Source organism: Paenibacillus odorifer (genome assembly GCF_000758725.1).
Classification (GTDB): domain Bacteria; phylum Bacillota; class Bacilli; order Paenibacillales; family Paenibacillaceae; genus Paenibacillus_AQ; species Paenibacillus_AQ odorifer.
Genome location: NZ_CP009428.1, coordinates 287384 through 309549, shown reverse-complemented (window position 1 = coordinate 309549; position 22166 = coordinate 287384). Strand labels below are relative to the sequence as shown.

14 protein-coding genes and 1 pseudogene are annotated in these 22166 nt (G+C 46.9%); 4 read left to right on the top strand and 11 right to left on the bottom strand.

Annotated features, from left to right (window positions below):
- Positions 1-7 precede the first annotated feature (7 nt).
- The 4 genes and pseudogenes from PODO_RS01375 to PODO_RS30320 form a co-directional block, all read right to left on the bottom strand.
- Positions 8-853: an ABC transporter permease gene (locus PODO_RS01375; protein WP_036687295.1), complete on the bottom strand. Its 846-nt coding sequence runs from the start codon at positions 851-853 to the stop codon at positions 8-10.
- A gap of 4 nt (positions 854-857) precedes the next feature.
- The gene (locus PODO_RS01370) at positions 858-1808 is read right to left on the bottom strand and encodes an ABC transporter permease (RefSeq protein ID WP_036687292.1); all 951 of its coding nucleotides are present in this window, start codon (positions 1806-1808) and stop codon (positions 858-860) included.
- A gap of 69 nt (positions 1809-1877) precedes the next feature.
- The gene (locus tag PODO_RS01365) at positions 1878-3494 is read right to left on the bottom strand and encodes an ABC transporter substrate-binding protein (protein WP_036687290.1); all 1617 of its coding nucleotides are present in this window, start codon (positions 3492-3494) and stop codon (positions 1878-1880) included.
- Between the two features lie 127 nt (positions 3495-3621).
- Positions 3622-3782: pseudogene (locus tag PODO_RS30320) on the bottom strand (peptidylprolyl isomerase); the annotation flags it as partial.
- Between the two features lie 434 nt (positions 3783-4216).
- Here PODO_RS30320 and PODO_RS01360 point away from each other — a divergent pair.
- Complete coding sequence (locus tag PODO_RS01360) at positions 4217-5794, top strand: glycosyltransferase family 2 protein (RefSeq protein WP_038568244.1); 1578 nt, start codon at positions 4217-4219, stop codon at positions 5792-5794.
- Between the two features lie 55 nt (positions 5795-5849).
- Here the strand turns inward: PODO_RS01360 and clpB are convergent, their stop codons facing one another.
- From clpB to PODO_RS01345, 3 genes are all read right to left on the bottom strand, one after another.
- Positions 5850-8492: an ATP-dependent chaperone ClpB gene (gene clpB, locus PODO_RS01355; protein ID WP_038568242.1), complete on the bottom strand. Its 2643-nt coding sequence runs from the start codon at positions 8490-8492 to the stop codon at positions 5850-5852.
- Positions 8493-9923: 1431 nt separating this feature from the next.
- Positions 9924-10922 (bottom strand): DnaJ C-terminal domain-containing protein, encoded by a 999-nt coding sequence (locus PODO_RS01350; protein WP_169744732.1) that lies wholly within the window; start codon positions 10920-10922, stop codon positions 9924-9926.
- Positions 10923-11097: 175 nt separating this feature from the next.
- On the bottom strand, positions 11098-11571 hold the full coding sequence (locus tag PODO_RS01345; RefSeq protein WP_038568238.1) for an Hsp20/alpha crystallin family protein: 474 nt from the start codon (positions 11569-11571) through the stop codon (positions 11098-11100).
- A gap of 409 nt (positions 11572-11980) precedes the next feature.
- Between PODO_RS01345 and PODO_RS01340 the strand changes: the two genes are divergently transcribed.
- Together PODO_RS01340 and PODO_RS01335 are read left to right on the top strand one after the other, a co-directional pair.
- Positions 11981-13627 carry an SWIM zinc finger family protein gene (locus tag PODO_RS01340; protein WP_038568237.1) on the top strand — a complete coding sequence of 549 codons (1647 nt, stop codon included), beginning with the start codon at positions 11981-11983 and terminating at the stop codon, positions 13625-13627.
- An 890-nt stretch (positions 13628-14517) separates the two neighbouring features.
- The gene (locus PODO_RS01335; RefSeq protein ID WP_425311660.1) at positions 14518-16644 is read left to right on the top strand and encodes a DEAD/DEAH box helicase; all 2127 of its coding nucleotides are present in this window, start codon (positions 14518-14520) and stop codon (positions 16642-16644) included.
- Positions 16645-16693: 49 nt separating this feature from the next.
- Here the strand turns inward: PODO_RS01335 and PODO_RS01330 are convergent, their stop codons facing one another.
- Complete coding sequence (locus PODO_RS01330) at positions 16694-17494, bottom strand: hypothetical protein (protein ID WP_038568234.1); 801 nt, start codon at positions 17492-17494, stop codon at positions 16694-16696.
- Between the two features lie 527 nt (positions 17495-18021).
- Between PODO_RS01330 and hflX the strand changes: the two genes are divergently transcribed.
- Positions 18022-19287 carry a GTPase HflX gene (hflX, locus tag PODO_RS01325; RefSeq protein WP_036687269.1) on the top strand — a complete coding sequence of 422 codons (1266 nt, stop codon included), beginning with the start codon at positions 18022-18024 and terminating at the stop codon, positions 19285-19287.
- A gap of 156 nt (positions 19288-19443) precedes the next feature.
- On the opposite strand, the gene PODO_RS01320 is transcribed toward hflX, so the two are convergent.
- The 3 genes from PODO_RS01320 to PODO_RS31640 all read right to left on the bottom strand — a co-directional run bounded on the left by PODO_RS01320 (position 19444) and on the right by PODO_RS31640 (position 22029).
- The gene (locus tag PODO_RS01320) at positions 19444-20172 is read right to left on the bottom strand and encodes a hypothetical protein (protein WP_038568230.1); all 729 of its coding nucleotides are present in this window, start codon (positions 20170-20172) and stop codon (positions 19444-19446) included.
- 75 nt (positions 20173-20247) lie between these two features.
- Positions 20248-21510: a PucR family transcriptional regulator gene (locus PODO_RS01315; protein WP_038568227.1), complete on the bottom strand. Its 1263-nt coding sequence runs from the start codon at positions 21508-21510 to the stop codon at positions 20248-20250.
- 249 nt (positions 21511-21759) lie between these two features.
- The gene (locus PODO_RS31640; protein WP_155288066.1) at positions 21760-22029 is read right to left on the bottom strand and encodes a hypothetical protein; all 270 of its coding nucleotides are present in this window, start codon (positions 22027-22029) and stop codon (positions 21760-21762) included.
- Positions 22030-22166 lie beyond the last annotated feature (137 nt).

Below are 22166 nucleotides of genomic sequence, written 5' to 3'. Positions count from 1 at the left end.
CACACTCCTATCTTCGGATCAGCTTCGGTTCAAAGCCAACCCGCAAAATATCGCCCAGAACATTAAAGCTCAGAACCGTTAATAGTATCAATAACCCCGGGAACAATGCCAAATAAGGTGCCTGAGCGATATATCCCTGTGCATTGTTAAGCATACTGCCCCAAGTGGCATTCGGAGGTTGTACCCCGAACCCAAGGAAGCTTAGGGACGACTCCATCATAATCGCGGAAGCGATATTATTCGTCGCACCTACAATCACAACAGGTACTAGCCCCGGAAGAATATGACGCCAGATAATTCCGAAGTTGCTCTGGCCGGAAGCTTTTGCATATAGTACATATTCCCGTTCTTTAATCGTCATCGTCTCCGCACGAATCACACGGGCAATGTTCATCCACATTAATAGAGCAATAATTAAAATGATGTTTCCTACACTCGGCTTCAGAAATACGCTGAGCAGCAGCAGCACAAGGAAAGATGGAATGGACATCACTACATCAAGCATCCGCATCAATAGATTATCAATCCATCCGCCAAAATATCCACTGATTACGCCCACCGTCACACCTATACCCGTGGCAATGATCATTGAAGCAAAACCAACTAGCAAAGATACCCGGCCACCATACAAAGCTCGGGCAAAATAGTCCCGGCCGTAATCATCCGTACCAAACCAATGATCCGCTCCGGGCGCTTTCAAACGTGCCAAAACATCCATTGCATTCGGATCATGTCCGGACAAAAAAGCAAATATAGAGCCTAGTGTGAAGACGATTAAAGTAATGAGGGCTGCGACACCCAATTTATTCGTAAATAGCTCATCTCCAACACTTTTCCATTTACTGCGATTCATGAGGTCACCTCGTTAATTTAATTCGTGGGTCCACGAAGCTATATAGAATATCCGCGACCAGATTGCCGATAATCAGCATTAAAGAAGAGAACAAAGTTATTCCCATAATTACGGGATAATCCATCCCTTTAACCGCAGTCATTCCTAAAGAGCCAATACCCGGCCATGAAAATACCGTCTCCGTTACAATTGCACCCGCCACCAGATCACCCATCGACATCCCGAGCAATGTAATTACTGGCAACAGTACATGCTTAAGCACGTGACGGAACAGAATCGTTGTCTTGCTGGATCCAAAAGCATATTGAATCTGCACATACTCTTCTTTTAGCTGTCCAATCGTACTAGAGCGGATGTATCGTACGTAACCGGCCAGAAATCCAAAAGCCAATACGGCGCAAGGCAGAATACCATGCTTCAATACATCAACCGCTGATTCCACACCAATGGTTCGCATCCCCATAATAGGCAGCAGGTGCAGCTTAATTGCAAATAAGTACATAAGTAATATGGCCAGCCAAAATAAAGGTACTGAAATTCCGATATAGGATAAAAAGTTAATTAGTTTATCCACCCAGCGGTTCCGGTTAGCTCCAGCAAGCAGCCCCATCGGGATCGCCAACAGAACGGCTAAGCCGATTGCACTGCCCATCAAACCTGCTGTTGCAGGTAAACGTTCTAGAATTTGCTCCAATACAGGCTGATGATTCACAAGGGAATAACCGAAATTGCCCTGCAGTACTTCTTTGATCCATATAAAATATTGAATGTAGGCTGGCTTATCCAGCCCAAGGTTATGCCGGATGCGCTCAATATCATCCGCGTGCATATTCGGCGTAACGAAGGATAGTACCGGATCCCCCGGAGCCAGCTTAATCATCGCAAAGCACACAACCGAGACAAAAAACAGCATCGGCAGGGTTTGCAGTAATCTTCGGACGATAAGTTGTCTCATACGTATATTCTCCCAGTTCTATATCGGTAAAAAAATAAGCTGGATTGACCAGCTTATTTTTTCCCGTTCTTATTTAAGGTAGATTTTCGATAAATCTTCAAAAATAACGACAGGCTTCAAGACTGCTTCTTCTAGACCGCCGTAGTTCTTGGAGACAGCTACAATAGTCTTAGTATTAGCAATTGGATAAATCGGTGCATCGTCAGCAATGATCTCTTGGATCTTCTTATAGATCTCACCACGTTTAGTCACATCTGCTTCTCCTGCACCATCATTGAACAACTTATCGACTTCAGCATTATTATAATGCGAGTAGTTAGAGTCTGCAGTAGATGTATACAAAATTCTGTAAGCATCAGGATCGTAACCCATAATATAGCCTGCAATCGCAAGTTCAAAATCTGTTGAATTCATATCACTGAATTTCTGACCATATGCCGAGGCATCCATATTTTGCAGTTCAACTTCAGCGCCAATGGCCTTTAGCTTTTGCTGCACGTATAGTGAAATGGCTTCCTGAGCTTTATTACCGCTCGATACAATCAATCTCAATTTCAGATCGCTAACCCCTGCCGATTGCAGAAGCTCTTTGGCTTTTTCTACATCATTATCAAAAGAAGGTACGTCATTAGTATAGAACAATGCATCCGGAGTCAAAAAGGACTTCGCCGGGTCTGCATACTCGTTAGAGGTATAAGCAGCCTGAATGATTTCATCACGATTTAGGGCTAGAGACAAGGCTTGACGAACTTCTTTTTTAGCAAGAGCACCTCTATCACTGTTTGCATTGAACAACAGGTAGGACAATCGGCCTTCACTATAAGGCAGGATTTCGAAATTGTTCGAAGCCTCAATCGTTCCAACATCCTGTGGATCTAGATACTTAATGTTGATCTCACCATTCTGAAGTGCGAGATTCGCAGCATTCGTATCTTTAGCAATCCGGTACGTTATAGAATCAAGATGTGGTTTGCCGCCAAAGTAGTTATCAAATCTCTCGAGCGTAACATATTCGCCTGCTTTGTATTCTTTAAATTTAAATGGGCCAGATCCAACCGGAGCAGCATTCTTGGTGCTTTTCTCTAGATCCGTCTCATTCTCAAAAATATGCTTTGGAATCGGAAATACTTGCACTAGTGTAGCTTCAAAAGCTGGGCTGACCTGCGGAAGCTTGAACTCTACAGTCAGATCATCCACCTTAACCGCCTTAACGGGTTTATCACCGATGAATAAGTTCGCTCTCAACATGCTGTTTTGCTTCTCATCGAGGATGCTATCAATCGTGAACACGACATCGTCAGCTGTAAGCTTTTCTCCGTCATGCCAAGTTAGTCCACTTTTCAGTTTCAATGTATAAGTCAGGTTATCTTCGGAAAGTGTCAGGCTGTCTGCCAAGTAGAAGGTCTTCTCTCCGTTATTCACTTGGAACAATGGCGCGTAGAGCGCTTGGTCAATCGTCAGACTGACACGATCACCAGCATAGTTCGGATTTAGAATGACAGGATCTGCAGCGACCCCAATAATTAAGTTGCCACCATCTTTTGGTTCAGTGCTTGCTGTCGATCCTTCAGTAGCCGTAGGCGTCTGATTTGTATTTGTGGAAGCGGCGTTATTTCCCCCGGAGCACGCGCTAATCAAAAATGTTAACAAAACCAAAGTAATAACTCCAGATAATCCTTTACGCATAAGTTTCTCCCCCGTGTCTATATTGTCTTTGTTTGTTTTTTATATTGTATATCGGGATACTAGGAATTACAATGGATAGCATTTCACATTAATGTAATATTGAGGGAACTGAAAATTCCGACCTTTTTCATGACTCATCCCCACGCTTTAAAGTATCCACATGGTCCATACCTGAAATGACTCTTCCGAATACAGTATGCCAAGGGTCGCAATACCCCCTTGGACAATAAATCCACGAACCACACGTTGGAAAGTCAGACCGTTATAAAAACCTTGATGGACCAGCTTCATCGTGACTACTCTCCTAAACTCTGTTCAGCCACCAATATGAGCTTCAGTCTTCGCTGTCTCTTCCGGTACGTATATTTCCTCAACATCCCCATCCAGCAGAGGTCGGTATTTACCTTTGCATCATACCAGAACACATCCGCACGAGGATTCATGGCCAGTAACAGATCGATTAACTACTGAGCTTTTTGTGGTGATTTATCCATAGTCTCATTCCTGTGCTCATCTGGCTGGCATTCTTATCTAATTATCCGGTAATTGTACAGCAGATCCATAAAAATTAATATATCTAAAAAGTTCAATTTATCCAACTCTCATTTCTCATTTACTATAAGAACTTTGCGAAATAAGGATTATTACTATCTAACTGTAAATATATTGAGAACATACCTATACCTCTCGGAAGAAAGGGAGAGTCCCCCAAGGAGGCCGCAATGAATAAGACACGCGTATTAATCGGCAGCCCGATCCATCAAAAGCCCAATGTGTTGCGAGAATTTCTGAATTCCCTGCTGCGCCTGAATATCGAGCAAATCGAACTGGATTTCCATCTGATTGATGACAATGATGATGAAGCGTCCAGCCGGTTGCTCCAGGAATTCAAAAGCAAGGGTGAGCATATTTTTATTCAAAGCTCCGGCTTTCACGATGCGTACATTCGCAATGATACGACCCACTTTTGGAATTCTGATTTAGTCTGGAAAGTCGCCAACTTCAAAAACCTCATGATTAACCGAGCGCAAACCCTGAACTATGACTACCTCTTCCTGATCGACTCTGACCTCATCCTCCACCCAGATACGCTAAGACATTTAATAGGGACGAACAAAGATATTATTTCAGAAGTATTTTGGACACAGTGGCAGCCAGATACCATGTTTCAGCCGCAGGTCTGGATGCATGACGAATACAATCAGTGGGAGATACTTCCCGGCGAAAAACTGCAACCCGAGGAGATCAACCGCAGATTTCATGAATTCATAGCCAAACTCCGCAATCCTGGAATCTATGAAGTGGGGGGTCTCGGCGCTTGTACATTGATTAGCCAGCATGCGTTAAAAGCCGGGGTAAGCTACAATCAGATCCGGAACATTTCATACTGGGGCGAGGATCGCCATTTCTGCATTCGTGCCGCGGCCCTTGGCATTCCGCTATTTGTTGACACCCATTATCCTGCCCTTCATTTGTACAGAGATAGTGATTTGAACAAGGTTGAAGATTTCATCAGAGAAACAACAGGGGTAAAAGCTGAATCGGCACCCACACCCATCGAGGAAAATTCCAATGAGGCTGCAGCTGCTCCTATAACCAAAAAGCGCCCCAAGCTAACCCTTACCATGGTTGTAAAAAATGAAAGCGGGCGCTTCCTGCAACAGGTTCTGGAGGAACACCGCAAATATATCGATGAGGCTGTCATTATTGATGACGGCAGCACCGACAATACAGCAGCTGTCTGTCTGGAAGCACTTGACGGCATTCCCGTTCATCTCGTGCATAATACCGAATCCAAGTTCAGCAATGAAATTGAGCTGCGAAAACAGCAGTGGGAGGAAGTCCTAAAGACAAATCCCGAGTGGATTCTGAGTCTGGACGCGGATGAGATCTTTGAAGCCAGCTTTGCGGAAAATATAGATACCTTGCTGTATGCAGATGGGGTCGATCTGTTCTGCTTCCGCCTTTACGATTTATGGAACGCGAACCATTACAGGGAGGATACCTACTGGCGCTCTCATCTGAACTACCGCCCTTTTTTGCTTCGCTATAAAGAAGACTTCAACTATGTATGGAATGAATCCCCACAGCACTGTGGGCGATTCCCGGAAAATATCTTCGAGCTGTCTCATCAGCTAAGCAACCTGCGGCTCAAGCATCTCGGTTGGTCCAAAGCCGAGTTCCGGCTCGAAAAATATCTGCGTTATATGCTCCTCGACCCCGACGGCAAATACGGCTGGAAAGAGCAATATATGTCCATCTTGGATGAACAGCCTCATCTAATCCCTTGGGTGGAGTGAGGCTTACCATAAAAAGGACGTCCACAAAGCCGTTACGGTTTTGTGGACGCTTTTTTTATTCAGAACTCTGTGGCCCATCGACTTCTGGCTTCAGAATGCTTACCGTCAGCTCGTTGCCGGATTCATCCACCTGAATAACTGATCCCTCTGCGGCTTCACCAGCAATAATCGCACGTGCCACACGTGTCTCCAAGCTGCGCTGGATGAATCTTTTCAACGGTCTTGCCCCATACACAGGATCAAAACCTTCCTTAGCGATAAAACGCACCGCCGATTCAGTTAATACCAGCCCGATCTCCCGTTCTGCCAGACGTAGACGCAATCCATCCACCAGTTTGTCCACAATTTTCTCGATCTCACCCAGTGTCAGCGGCTTGAACATTACAATGTCATCCACCCGGTTCAGGAACTCTGGACGGAAATGACCACTCAGTTCCTTCATCACTCTATCCTTGGCAGCTTCCGTGAGCTGACCTTTTTCATCGGTGCCTTGAATCAGATGAGGTGAACCGATATTGGAAGTCATAATGATGATTGTATTCTTGAAGTCAACCATTCGGCCTTGTGAATCAGTCAGCCGTCCATCATCAAGCAGCTGCAGCAGAATGTTAAACACATCGGGATGCGCCTTCTCCACTTCATCGAGCAGCACTACAGTATAAGGCTGACGCCGCACAGCTTCCGTGAGCTGCCCGCCTTCCTCATATCCAACATATCCTGGAGGTGCGCCGACGAGACGGGAGACACTATGCTTTTCCATATACTCCGACATATCTATACGGATCATGCCATCTTCGCGGTCAAAAAGAGATACCGCAAGCGACTTAGCCAGCTCAGTCTTCCCTACACCCGTCGGGCCAAGGAACAGGAATGAACCAATCGGGCGATTCGGATCTTTGATTCCTGCTCTTGCCCGAAGCACCGCATCGGCCACCAAGCTGACGGCTTCGTCTTGGCCCACTACCCGTTCATGCAGCGTATCCTCCAGACGCAGCAGCTTATCCCGTTCGCCTTCTACCAGTCGGCTAACCGGAACGCCGGTCCAGCGGGAGACAATATCTGCGATTTCCTCTTCAGTAACAGCCTCACGTAGCAATCTTGTATCCTGATCCTGCTGTGCCGCTTCTTCCGCTGCTTTCAACTGACGCTCCAGATCAGGAATAATGCCGTAGCTCAGTTCGGCTGACTTATTAAGATCATATTCCTCCTGTGCATCGACCAGATCCTTACGTACTTGCTCCAGCCGTTTTTTGAGGTCGCGAATCCCTTGGATGGCCGACTTCTCTTTCTCCCAGCGCGCCGTCATCCCTAGCTGCTTCTCCTTCAGGTCAGCGAGCTCGCGCTGCAATATTTCGAGTCGGCGTTTGCTGGCGTCATCAGTTTCTTTTTTAAGCGCCGCTTCTTCAATCTCCATCTGCATCAGGCGGCGGGTCACTTCATCCATCTCACCCGGCATGGAGTCTATCTCTGTGCGGATCATGGCGCAAGCCTCGTCCACTAGGTCAATCGCCTTATCCGGTAAAAATCGATCCGTAATATAACGATTGGACAATACCCCTGCGGCTACCAGGGCGCTGTCATGGATTTTGACCCCGTGGTGGACTTCAAACCGCTCCTTCAGACCACGCAAAATGGAGATCGTATCCTCTACATCGGGTTCGCTCACGAGCACCTGTTGGAAACGGCGTTCCAGCGCAGGGTCCTTCTCTATATATTTGCGATATTCATCGAGCGTTGTGGCACCGATACAATGCAGCTCACCCCGGGCCAACATCGGCTTCAGCATATTGCCCGCATCCATCGAGCCTTCGGTTTTACCTGCGCCCACAATCGTATGCAGCTCATCAATAAAAAGAATAATGCGGCCGTTGCTTTCGCGAACCTCTCTCAATACCGCCTGCAGGCGTTCTTCGAATTCACCACGAAACTTCGCGCCTGCCACAAGTGAACTCATATCCAGTGAAAAAATCGTCTTATCCTTCAGACCCTCCGGTACGTCTTTGCGTACAATCCGGTGTGCCAAGCCTTCCACAATGGCTGTTTTCCCTACACCTGGTTCACCGATCAGCACAGGGTTATTTTTCGTTTTACGGGACAAAATCCGGATTACTCGGCGGATCTCGCCATCACGACCAATGACTGGATCAATCTTGCCCGCGCGAACCTCAGCTACAAGATCACGGCCGTATTTCTCCAGCACCTCATAAGTAGCTTCTGGCTCCCGGCTGGTTACCCGCTGATGTCCACGAATCTCAGCAAGCACCGACATCAGCTTCTCACGGGTCAGCCCACGGCGGACAAAAAGATCCCTTAGCTCACGATTCTCCCCGCTCGAATCTGACACCATGGCCAGCACAGCATGCTCCACAGAAACAAACTCATCCTGCATCTTCGCCGCTTCCTTCTCCGCCTGCTCCAGCAGATGAATCAGCGATTGCGAGGCGTAACGCCGTACCGTGCTTGCTCCTGACCCGCTGATGCTCGGCTTGCGTTGAAGCAATTCATCCGTGCTGCGCATCAGCTCAGCCACAGGGATATTCATCTTTTGCAGCAATCTTGGCAGCAATCCTTCTTGCTGCTGAAGCAACGCTTTTAACAGATGGAGATTATCGATCTCCTGATGACCGCTGTCTGATGCCAGCGACTGCGCCGCAGCCACTGCTTCCTGCAGCTTTTGAGTTAATTTATTGAAATCCATAGCTCTCTCACCTTTCTATTTAAGAGTGATTATATTAAATCGGCCTTTTTGGCCGGGGATAGGTTAATTTAGCGGGATTTATCCCGCTTATTTCGAGTAACTGGCTGGTTTACGCTCAATCAGCGGGATTTTTACCGCTCTTTTCGAGTAACTAGCTGGTTTACGCTCGTTCTACGGGACTTTTACCGTTCCTTTCGAGTAACTGGCTGGTTTACGCTCAATCAGCGGGATTTTTACCGCTCTTTTCGAGTAACTAGCTGGTTTACGCTCGTTCTACGGGATTTATACCGTTCTTTTCGAGTAACTAGCTGGTTTGCTCTCATTCTGCGAGATTTTTACCGCTCTTTTCGAGTAACTGGCTGGTTTGTGCTCAATCTGGGGGATTTTTGCCGCTCTTTTCGAGTAACTGGCTGGTTTACGCTCAATCAGCGGGATTTTTACCGCTCTTTTCGAGTAACTAGCTGATTTGCTCTCATTCTGCGGGATTTTTACCGCTCTTTTCGAGTAACTAGCCGTTTTGTGCTCAATCTACGGGATTTTTACCGCTCTTTTCGAGTAACTAGCCGTTTTGTGCTCAATCTACGGGATTTTTGCCGCTCTTTTCGAGTAACTAGCTGGTTTGCTCTCATTCTGCGGGATTTTTACCGCTCTTTTCGAGTAACTGACCGTTTTGTGCTCATTCTACGGGATTTATACCGCTCTTTTCGAGTAACTGGCTGGTTTGCTCTCATTCTACGGGATTTTTACCGTTCTTTTCGAGTAACTAGCCGATTTGCGCTCATTCTACGGGACTTTTACCGTTCTTTTCGAGTAACTGGCTGGTTTGTGCTCATTCTACGGGATTTTTACCGTTCTTTTCGAGTAACTAGCTGGTTTACGCTCGTTCTACGGGACTTTTACCGTTCTTTTCGAGTAACTAGCAGTTTTGCTCTCATTCTACGGGATTTTTACCGTTCTTTTCGAGTAACTGGCTGGTTTGCTCTCATTCTACGGGATCTTTACCGTTCTTTTCGCACATCGAGCCCCATTCGACGTACTCTAAGGCACTTTTGCCTCTCTTTTCGCCCAACGAGCCCCATTCGTCACATTCTAAAGGCACTTTTGACTTTCTTTTCGAACAACGAGCCTAATTCAGCGCTTTCTAAGGCACTTTTGCTTCTCTTTTCGCACATCGAGCCCCATTCGGCACTTTCTAAGGCACTTTTGCCTTTCTTTTCGACCAACGAGCCTCATCTAGCGCTTTCTAGTACACTTTTGACTCTCTTTTCCCACCATAGTGCCGACTTTCACCGTTTGAGCGAAAAGTTCTTTTATAGTTAGTGGCTAAATAAGTTACTGTTCTGCAACTAGCATTCAAATCACCTTATTCACCAACCAGAGTTGATCACAAACGGGTGAAATCACCTCACCTCTACCTCTTCTACCTATCTATTAATTACCCACTTTCGCCTTTTGCCGCTGGGTGCCAGTGTTTTGACGTTTAGCTCTGGCTTCGAAAGGGCTGGAGTCTGCCAGCTTTCGGTACAGATTTTTCTCCGCTTCGCTGGTGGGTTCAGGGATAACAATCTCAATACCAAATAAAATATCGCCGTTCGCACCATTCTCACGTTTTAAGCCCTTGCCGGGGATGCGTAGCGTTTTACCGCTCTGAATTCCTGCTGGAATCTTCAATTTGACGGCGCCGCCACCCGGTAATGGAACCTTCACTTCTCCGCCCAATACCGCTTGCCAAGGAGCAATTTCAACCATGCCATATAAGTCACCATCGCGAATCTCATAAATATCATGAGGAAGAATATGAAGTGCCAGCAGCACATCGCCACCCGGAGTGTTTCCCGCGATTTTAATAATTGTACCCTCATGGGATCTGGGCGGAATGTTCACATCCACCGTTTTGTCGCTGACCTGTACTCTTACAGTGGCGCCCTTATAAGCCTGCTCCAAGGTAATATCCAGCTGCGCCTGCATAGTACTGCGGGCCTCGCCCCACGGATTGCCATTCGCACGCCCCGTTCCACTTCCCGAGAAAAAATCAAAGCCAGCCCGATCCGCCGAGCCCCGATTTCCAAAAAACATCCCGAATAAATCTTCCTCCGAAATACCAGAACCTCCCGTTGAATAAGTCCCACCGTTCCAGCTTCCACTTCCACCAAATCTTGAATCCCAAGAAGAGGCTCCACTCGCCGCCCCTCCACTAGCTCTGCCACGTTGAGCTCCATAAAGCAGCTCTTCATCATAGAGTTTCCGTTTATCCTCATTACCAAGTACTTCATAAGCTTCAGCTGCTTCTTTGAATTTCGCCTCAGCCTCAGGGGCTTTGTTAACATCGGGATGCCACTTCTTGGCAAGCTTCTGATAAGCCTTTTTAATTTCTTGTTTAGTAGCTTTTTTGCTCACGCCCAAAGCATCATAATAGCTTTTACTAGCCACTCGCGCTTCCTCCTTTCCATCCCTAATCTCATACCGACCACCATTGCACTCCGAGAAAAGACGCACCATAGCCGGAATCCTCCACTACAATGCGCCTTCTATTCATAACACTATGTTAAAAGCTCGCTGCCATCTCTAAAAGGCTGAGCGGAAGTCCATTCCGCTTAATTTATGCTTATTCAGACTGCGAACCGGTAGAATTAGAATCTCCGTCTTGAATCTCGATGCGTTTACCTTGCATTTTTTGCCGTTTGGGAACTTCCAGCTTCAGCACTCCATCTTTCAAAGACGCGCGAATTTCTTCCTCTGCAATATCTTGAACATAGAATCTGCGCACATATTCACCATATCGGCGTTCTCTGCGTAAAATCTGATGTTCATTGTTCTCCTCGGCATTTTCTTCCTTACGTACCGCTTTTATCGTCAAATAAGGACTGGCATAATCAATGTCGATTTCTTCTTTTTTCAAACCAGGAAGTTCAGCTTCAATCAGGTAAGCCTGCTCACTCTCATGAATATCTGTTCTGAAGGACATCGTGGAACTCTTAATCGGTGCAAAAAAATCATCATTAAAAACATCATTCAAAGACTTAGCCAGCATACCAAAAGCATCATCTCTACGTTTACCAAAAGGAACCATATCAAACATTATCCATTCTCCTCTCATTGACTTTGACTTTATTTGACCTATGACCTTATTATAGTCCCCTAACTGAGGAATAACAAAACCGATTTAAGCCGATTATCGCTCAAATTCAGGCGAATTAACTGATTTCACACGAGAAAATTAGTTCTTTTTATTTATTTGACCAATTTTGACCTTTGTTTGATCTTTCGTAAATGACACCTATATAATCATGACCCAACTTGCAGTACGATTATTATATGTTCAGACCTTCCGTTCAATACAAGCCATTAGCTTCTAATCATCTCCACGCCAGCTTTTAAACGGAGTTTCCTTACGAGCTATCAAAATTTAACGATTTAAAGATGAAGCCTGCAGAAGTGATATAATGAAAGACAAATAAAGACCATTTTCGTTACAGGAGACCAATTGTATGCAACCAACCTATGCTATGGATGATACGCAGTGGAGTAAGCTCATCCAAAATGTCGCCTATTATTTCGATGATCTTACCCTCAAGCGAGGGTTCCAATATTATAAACAAAATCGAGTGCAGCCGTTTACCATGACGGAGCCTCGTAAGATTAACGCTCTAGTTGAAGGTAGAGAGGATTACCGCGTCACCATTGATCTCGACGGCTTCACCAATTGTCATTGTAATTGTCCAGTATCAGGTCATTGCAAACATATGGCTGCTGTGCTGCTGAATTATGCCGAACAACAGAATAGATCTGTACAGGTTCTGGCCAACGCTAAAGCTGCATCCTTTTTGCCCAAAATATCAAGCACAGCAACAAATGCCTCTATTGGAGCCGATGCAACTCGTCAGCAGCAAATGAAAGAGATGGCCAACCGCATTGCTGGCGGAAAAATCACGGAGTGGCGGGAGTATTTTGAATTCTGTGTCTCCCCTTTAGCCCATACCACCCGAAATCCTGAATATGTGAGTCGGGCCTTGTCTGCAATCAATAAATTCAAACCGAAAATGCTTCCGGAAACGGAGAAGCTGTTCACTCTGCATGCTCATCTTTTCCTTTTGGAAAAGCTTGCTAAGCCTTCTGCGCAATCCGTCGGTCAGGCCGCTTACGCCCCTTCTCTTGGTTATTACACACAGGTAGCGGTCTCAGAGCTACAGGAAGTAATCACAGGTCTATTAAAAAAGACACTCCCGCTATCTCCCGAGCAAGAGCAGGATCTATGGCCGTATGTCATCGATACTTTATCTTATCTGCGGCGCGAGATGTTGACGGAGTCGCGGGATCGCTCACGGGATCAACCCTCTTTTTCTCTTAGCTATGATCTGCTGTGGAGAAACTGGATTTATCCGAATATAGGTGGAACTAAGCTTTACCTGAATGAAATCGAACAGCTGCAGCAAGCAGAGGGTGAATTAGGTGCTTCCCTTTCACAACATGCGTGGCTGTTAGCTCAGAGCCGTATGTATTACTATCTGATGGATGACCAGAAGGCTTGGGACTTATTGAATAAAGCGGCCGAGCGCCCGGGTCTCCATCCCGATGAGCTCATAAGCTTCACCTCTCCGCTGCTGGATGCAGGGGACTGGTCCCGTTTGGTGGGTTGGCTTGCTCAAATCGGTCCACTGCTGAGCAGCAGACTCTATAATCTCAATAGCTATTCAACCAGTTGGGAAGAAGCTGTTCGTCACCTGCCTGAAGCTGAGCCGCAAATGTGGGATACACTAGCCACCATGTTACCTATCTCTGGCGAAGTCTATGAAGAGAAGCTAATCACCTATGAGAAATGGCAGACCTGGATGGATTATCAGCTGTCCATCGGTAAACAGCCCTCCGAATTTCGTGTCAAAGACCTCCAACCGGTGGAAAAGAATGCGCCTGAGGTTCTGCTGCCCTTTTACCATCAGGCCGCCGAAAGATTTGTGCTGGATAAGAACAGACATAGCTACAAAGCGGCTGTGAAATTATTGAAACGATTATCCAAGCTGTATAAAAAGCTGAAACAAGAAGAACGCTGGGAAGAGTTCCTCACTGCCTTCGCCATTAGGCATAGCAGGCTCCGTGCGCTGCAAGAGGAGCTTCGGAAAGGAAAGCTAATACCATGAACATGCATTTACGCACGCTGACCATCCGGCTTGCATTAAGCCAGTATGGCGATGCTTTAATATTTGGAATGAATGAGCGCGAAGATCTCGTGCCGGGCTTGCAGCTTAAGCAGCGGCTTTTCGCCTGGCATGAAGCGTCTTTTTATGGTACGGAGTTAACCGTGCAGCCAGCTGGCGAAGGCGTGGAGCTAGTGATTCTTCCTGCTGAGCAGGTCATCCCCTTCTTTGCCGAGCAGAAGCTTCTTGCGCATATCGAATGGAGCTGGGAGGGCGATGCCGCCCAGCTCACAGAACTGGCGCCACTTTTGGCAATATGTCTGGAGCACAAACAGTATATTCCCGACATCTCAGCCTACCGCGCCGGGAGGCTGCAATGGACTTGGGACGAAGGGGCTCTTGCGCAGGTGGCAGTGGACAGTGACACTGCTAAGGGAGCCCTTGAGGCGCTAAATGGCGGCAGCGAATTTAGCCGCGGATTACGTGCGGCGTTCTCTGCCGCCGTATCGCAGCGCTATTACAGCACGGAGGCCGCGGCTGGCGACCTCCGCAGCGAATTCCCGCTTCTCTTCGATAGAAGCGGAGCACTTGCAGCGGGCATGGATACCGCCGCGTGGCTTATCGCCATTGGCTGGAAGGCGGACACCGCGCCTTTCCGGCCCGCTCTACAGCTGCTGGAGCCCGATGAGGATGAATCCTATTGGCGGCTGCAGCTGATCCTTCAGGACAAGCGCGATGAATCCGCGCTTGTTCCCATCAGGCTCGCCGATAACGGCGAGCCGTACGGCTTGTGGCCGGCCGCGTGGTCGGCTCACGTGCATGAACGGGCCGCGGGATGGCTGGAGCGCCTCCGCGGCAGTCTGCCGCCCGAGCGCTTCGCGGCGGGCGGCGATGTGCTGGCCGAACCGCTCAGCGATGCCATCGCTTGGCGGTTCTTGACGGCCGAGAGCCAGCGGCTGCTGGAAGCAGGCTGGCAAGTGCTGCTGCCAGCGTGGTGGGAAGCCGCCAGCCGGAAAAAGCCGCGCCTGCGCGCAAAGATCAGCTCCGGCGAAGACAAACGCAGCGGCGGTGAGTCGCTGTTCGGTCTCGATTCGATCATCGATTTCGATTGGCGCATCTCCATCGGCGACGCGGATCTCACTGAAGCCGAATTTGCCGAGCTGGTCGCAAGAGGGGAGCGGCTCGTCCGCTTCAAGGGCAAATGGGTCTCACTCGATCCGGCTCTGCTGGCGCAGATCCAAAGAGCCATGGCGGGAATGGACAAGTCGCAAGGCTTGTCCTTCCAAGACGTGCTTCAGCTCCATTTGCTAGGAGCAGGTGAAGAGGCAGACGCTGAAGCTACGGAAGAGCAGCTGCAAGAGGATGCCGCGCGTCTGCGTCTGGAGGTAGAGCTGAACGAGCATTTGAACAGCCTTATCGGTCAGCTGGGCCAGCGCTCAGAATGGCCTAAGCCGCCCGTACCTGCAAGCCTTAAGGCGGAGCTGCGCACCTATCAGCATGAAGGATTCGCTTGGCTGACCTTTCTGCGCCGCTTTGGGCTGGGGGCCTGCCTAGCCGATGATATGGGACTAGGCAAAACAGTACAGCTCATCGCCTATCTGCTACACATCCAAGAGAACACGGATGCAAGCTCAGCCCGGCGGCAGACCGACCCACCAGGTTGGCCTTCATTGATCATCTGCCCGACCTCCGTGTTAGGCAATTGGCAGAAGGAGCTGCAACGCTTCGCGCCTTCGTTGAATGTTATGCTTCATTACGGAAGCCGCCGTCTGGACGCAGGATTCTTCTATGGCGCAGCTTCGCAAGCCGATGTGGTACTCACCTCTTATGCGACTGCCGCGCTTGACCAGGAGCTGTTGAAGGAATTCACTTGGGCGACGATCTGCCTGGATGAAGCTCAAAATATTAAAAATGCCCAAACCAAACAATCCGCTGCTGTACGTAGTTTTCCAGCACTACACCGGGTTGCCTTAACAGGGACGCCTATAGAGAACAGATTATCCGAGCTGTGGTCCATTTATGATTTTATAACCCCAGGTTATCTGGGCAGCGCCAAGTCTTTTAATGACCGATTCACGAATGCTATTGAGAAGGAACACGACGCGAAACGTACAGCGGACCTACAAAATCTAGTGAAACCTTTCATGCTGCGCCGCAAGAAAAAAGACCCTAATATACAGCTCGATCTACCTGATAAAAACGAAATGAAAACCTATGTTCATCTGACTGCCGAGCAAGCAGCGCTTTACGATCAGACCGTAAACGGACTCTTGGAACGGATGAAGAAGCTGGAAGGCATTGAGCGCAAAGGGGCAATTCTTGGAGCTCTGACCGGGCTTAAGCAGCTATGCGATCACCCGATGCTTGTAACAAAAGAGGCTATCCCTGAACTGGATACGGACAACAAGCTGGATACCAGCTTTCTTATTAACCGTTCCTCCAAACTCGAAAGACTGCTGGATATGGTCAAGGAGCTGCGCGCGGAAGACGAGCGCTGCCTGATTTTTACTCAATATGTGGGTATGGGAAAAATGCTTCAGGCGGTTCTCCAGCAGGAGCTGAGCGAACCTGTCCTTTATTTGAACGGAAGCACCTCCAAACAGGCGCGCGACCGTATGATCGAGCGGTTTCAGACACCAGCCCCTGCTGCGGAAGATGGGTCTACACGCCCAGACGCACCGCCGTCTGATCAGCCGAATGTATTCATCCTTTCACTCAAAGCTGGGGGTGTTGGCCTTAACTTAACTGCAGCTAATCACGTATTCCACTTCGACCGCTGGTGGAATCCAGCGGTGGAGAATCAGGCAACTGACCGCGCTTACCGCATGGGCCAGACTCGTGATGTCCAGGTGCATAAGTTCATCGCCCTGGGTACACTCGAAGAACGGATTGATGAAATGCTGGAGAATAAGCAGCAGCTCAGCGACAATGTGATCTCCAGCTCAGAAGGCTGGATTACCGAGCTGTCCACTGAGGCTCTGAAAGATCTCTTTACCTTGCGTAGAGACTTAAATGACTAGCAAAAGGAACATTCGCGTAGATGCGAATGTTCCTTTTTCACAAGAATAATTACCATTGCTCGGACATTTTAAAGGTGACTGCGAGATCATCCCCGCCCGAGAGGGAGTTTACCACCAATGTGACAGGTTCATCATGGAACTCGTATGAGAGTCGCTCATTAAGCAAATTGACCGCCAGATTCGCATACGCACCAGAAATCCCTGATCCTGTACCTTGCATAATAACTTTTCCACCCGTGACCGTAGTGCAGGTATAGTTCACTAGCAGTGCCGTGTCCGTGGCAGGAATATTCGTAGTCGGTGTAGGATAATTCTCGAAGGTCCCATCAAGTGTCCCGCCTGCAAGGATCATATAGCGCACTGGTCTTTTGGACATAACATCTAAAGCCGCCGGTCGAATCTCAGCCGCAAGACCTTGTGGAATAGCAAAGCCGGGACGCCTCATAAAGCTGATTGCTGCGAAGTCAGTCGATGTAACGGACACGTTATCACGTATTTCCGAAGTTATCCGGCTCACTTGAAACACTTCAAGATCAACGGCGGTCCATACACCGTCCACATCAACAAGAAAAACCTGAATCTTCATCTGCTCCTGCGAATATACAAAATTAAATTGGAATAAATCCTCTACCATGACATAGGTCTTGCTTAAGGTCTCCTGATATTGCAGCTCAAATAACTCTTCAACAAAAATGGCCTGGGGACTGACACTATTGGATAAGCCCGTAATATAACAAAACGCGCCAGCCGATCCATTGTTAACAACTTTGATCACTACTTGATCTATTGGCCGAGTACCGTCGACAGGTAAATTAATAATGGTGTTTGTGGACAGAACAGGCAATGTCATCACACCTCCTATATATCAATTCATATATGATATGTAAACATTGTTTAGAATTATTGGATGTAATTAAAATACAAGAGATGTTCCAGAGCCTAAATAGAGATTTGCCACTAAATAACGAATGTGGTAAACTCGACTTAACTTTTTATGAACGGAGGGTTACGTGTGATAGACTTTATCCGAGTTAGAACTTTGCGCGGCTAATTGAATAGCGCTAAAGCTCTGCCCATGTGCAGAGGACTCAGGATTGGTCTACCCATTTTTAAAGGTAACCCGATAATTTAACAACAGCGTGTAGGGAGGATTCTCTTCACCTCCATTCCTTTAAGAATTGAACATCCATAGAAGCCGATTAGCCAACTGCTGCTCGCAAGGGATCAAAGTGCCTCTTCCCTGCGACTGGACTGTTGTTTAATTCATTCTACCTATGGAAGGCCCTAACTCTGACGTCCTCTAACGAACCGTAAGCACAGGCAGATTGCCTGTGTTTTTTTGCGTTTATTATTTACTATTGGAGGATGAATAAATATATGGAACAAATACGAGAAAAAGCAATTATAGTCGGTGTCCAGCTTCAGAACGAAACGAATTTCGCCTATTCGATGGAAGAGCTGAGCAATCTGGCAGCTGCCTGTGACCTTGAAGTCGTAGGAGAGCTTAGTCAAAAGGCAAGTCGAATTAACCCCTCCCATTATATCGGGACAGGTAAAATCGAGGAATTATCGGCACTTTTAGAAGCACACGATGCTCCTATTGTTATTTTTAACGACGAACTGTCACCTTCACAGATCCGCAATTTGGAGTCCGCACTGGACCGTCAGGTCATTGACCGGACCATTCTGATCTTGAATATTTTTGCGGAAAGAGCGAAGACCAAGGAAGCACAGTTGCAAGTTGAAGTAGCCAAGCTGCAATATATGCTGCCGCGCCTCACAGGTCTTCGTGAGTCGCTGGGCAGACAAGGTGGCGGAGCTGGACTTAAAAACAGAGGTGCGGGTGAAACCAAGCTAGAGCTGGACCGCAGAAGAATTGAAGAGCGGATCACTGCTTTACAGGTTGAACTGCAGCAACAAGTAGCAAGACGTCAAATCCAGCGGAAACAACGGCATAAAAATGAAGTTCCCGTCGTCTGCCTTGTAGGCTATACGAACACCGGAAAGTCCAGCTTAATGAATGTCATGGTAGAGACTTACCATCCAGGTTCCAATAAACAAGTATTCGCCAAGGATATGCTGTTCGCTACACTAGAGACATCGGTTCGCAGCATTGAGCTGCCTGATCACAAAACCTTTTTATTAACAGATACTGTCGGATTCGTCAGCCAGCTTCCCCATCATCTGGTCAAAGCGTTCCGCTCCACTCTTGAAGAGGTTACCGAAGCGGACTTATTGATTCACGTAGTCGATATTTCCGATCCGCAGCATCAACAGCATATGGCGGTTACGGATGAGACGCTTAAAGCACTCGGCGCTGACCAGATTCCAACGATCTATGCCTATAATAAGGCTGATCTGACTGATTTGCCTTACCCGCAAATTGAAGGTGACAATGTCTACCTTTCCGCCAAGCAAAATAGTGGAATGGCTGAACTTACCGCTCTGATCCGCAGCCATGTTTTTACGGACTATGTCCAGTGTGAGATTCTGGTTCCATTTGATCGGGGTAATGTAGTCTCATATTTCAACGAACATGCCCATGTTCAATCTACTAGCTATGAAGAAACAGGCACACGCCTTGAGCTGGAATGCAGAAAATCTGATTTCGAGAAATTCCGCAACGATTTTATTGAGCTATAACAAATTAGAAACGACGTGGTAGTCCTTAATTAAAAAAGAGGGATAGAGTTTTCAGAGTTATCTGAAGCTCTATCCCTTTCTTTTGTGAATAAAAAAATGAACAATACAAAAGTGCCCTCTCTTTGCATTGCTCAGTAAGTATACAATAGGCAGACGCTAGATCTTATAAATATAGTTTCTAGACCCTATTCTTGAACATACAGTGTATCGGAAGCTTCTATTGTTGGCTGCCGGTAAAACCGTTCCTGCAGATAACCGCTGTAAGTAATTAAAGTCTGGATGCACCGATTCATCCGTTAAATAGGCCGAGATATCACTCCCATATACTCTTTCCTGATTCAGAGAGTCTATGATGATCTCTCCAGTAGTAATCCCTATGCCATGGCCGTAGAACAGATCATTTTCAAGCTTAATTGCATTCTCGCCCTGCCATTCTGGCTTGCTCGGAGCATGATCGGGATTCTTGAAATATACAACGTCTCCCAGCTGCGTGTGGTCCTTGTTGTAGTTTGTGATTAAGCGTAAATTCTCGTCATAATTCCAGTCCCATAAGAACAAGTCCTTAAAATACTTATTAAAGGCTCCTTCACCTATAGCTTCAATTGTCGCCCTATACAAAACAATAACCATGGCTGTCGCACATTCGAAGGCATATAAATGTCCATTCCGAAAAATATCTTTAATCCCCACTGTGGGTTCCACGCCAGCGTTCAGCTGAAGTCCACCAATCTCTGTACGTGTCCAAAACAGCGGATTACAGCGGGAATCATCAAATGTTGCAAAATCCACTCCACTTTCATTTAAAGCTTCAGCCGATTCCACGATGCTTTCTCTCATTTTGCGCTCAAAGTCAAGGGCATCGGGTGAACGAACTTCCTTCACCATGCTTAGTCCCTCCAATGTTATAGGTTCTAAATATAGGTTATTGTACGTGTTCGTCACCGGGTTGGTGCTTAATTCTCATGATTCCCAGGCATCGACAAACCATTGGTTAAGCTGCCGTGTTTCTTCCGTCAAAATATCGAGGAAAATAGAAGTCCGATAACCCGTATCCTTCAAGCTTTTGCCCGTAATCTCTGCGATTCGGTTTAATCTATAAAGCAATGTATTAGTGTGTATATGTAAAAAAGCCGCGGATTCCTTTAAATTGCCGCTTAATGATAAATAGACAGCGATGGTTTTGAGAAAATCACTTTTATGCTCGCGATCATGTTCTTTTAGCGGATATAGCAACGGGCTTTTACGAATTCGACTGCGCTTTTGCTCCATAATAGCCGGTATATATGCCCAAAATCCAATCTCCTCGTACAATAGCAGCTCCCGCCCATGAAAAGGCAGCAGCTTTTTGATCTCCACAATGGATACCGCTTCCCAATAGGCAATAGCCGCGGACATATATTCAGTGTAATCGAGACTACAGCCAGCAGCCAGTGTGCAGCCTTCACTCTTATACATATCCTCCATTGTTTTATGCAGGAATGAAGATAATCCACCCGCCCCCTCGATCACAAAGCTGAAGGAAAACAAAATAATCAGCCGATTGTGCTCAGCCGTCAGAAATAATAATTGCAGGCCAGAATAAGAAGCCATAACCTGCCGAAACCGGAGTATTAAATGATCATCGATTACCTTGTCACTCTCAAACACGCTAATATAATATTTTTCCGGCAAAAGAATGGACCAAAATTCCGCATCCTTTTTAATATTTGCTTCGTTGTCGTAGTGGGAGGTAATCAGCTTCCAGAAAAAATCCTCATGCGTTTTGTCCTGCTTCGTTTTCCAGCCTCGCTGCTTAAGTAAATAACGACCTACGATACCTGCCGCTTTCTCAACGATATTTTCGGCATGCCCTTCTACCAGGTTGCCTGTATCTACTACCCATATGTACCCGAGAATTTCCTTCTGATGTTTAATACAAATGGCCAGCCGGGGGCCAAGTCCCACCTCCAGCACCGCAGGAATTCGAATGGGATGTGCCGCGCTCTCCAGCTGCTGCATAATCCCTTTTTTGCGCAAGCCAATAATCACAGCGTTAGGTACACGCTTCCCGATAATCGTTGAAATCCGCGCGGAGTCACTCTCAAATTCATGCGAGCTGTAGCCAATCACATGATGATTGCTGTCCTCGATGGTAACTTGAGACTGTAGCGATTCACTTATCGCATCTGCCAATGATTCCATACTGTCGAAAAAACGATCAAATAATGGATCTTTATCTTTCACTAGCTTCACTCCCACCTGAAGAATAACCAAATCCTGTACTCTAGAGTGATTTCATTATAGTATGCATCCCCCTAACTGACTATAAGATAAATAGCTGGTTTAGGTGAGGGACGAGATCGGCTAGTTGAGGAAGGTGTTTGGGACGGGGATGTTTGGTGGGGGTTTTGTTGGGGGTGGTGTGGGATGTTTGGTGGGGAGTATTGTCGGGGTGTTTGGGAAGGTTTAATAGTTGTTGGTGTTTACCGAATGTTATAGATGGTTTTTAGGGAACAGCGCCCGGAAATTCTGTGTTTTAATCATCACACGATCATAATTAGGGAAATCCTCCCTAATATTCTGCACTTTAAGCATCACACGATCATAATTGGGGAAATCCTCCCTGATTTTCTTCCGTTTTGCGTATAAACAGGCGTATTCCTCGTTTTTTAGGGAGGAATTCCCTAATAACAGCATTTTAAAGCTATTTTTTCGTTTTTTTAGGGAGAATTTCCCTAAAACATCTTTCATCAAAGCTTTCACCGTCGCAGAAGCAAAAAGCTAATCAAAATTAGCTTGATCTAGCCAACTTCACTACGTAATCTATCCACCATCACACCACACGAGCAAATATCTAATGTATCTAATCACACTGAAACGCAATCTATTTACTTTAACAC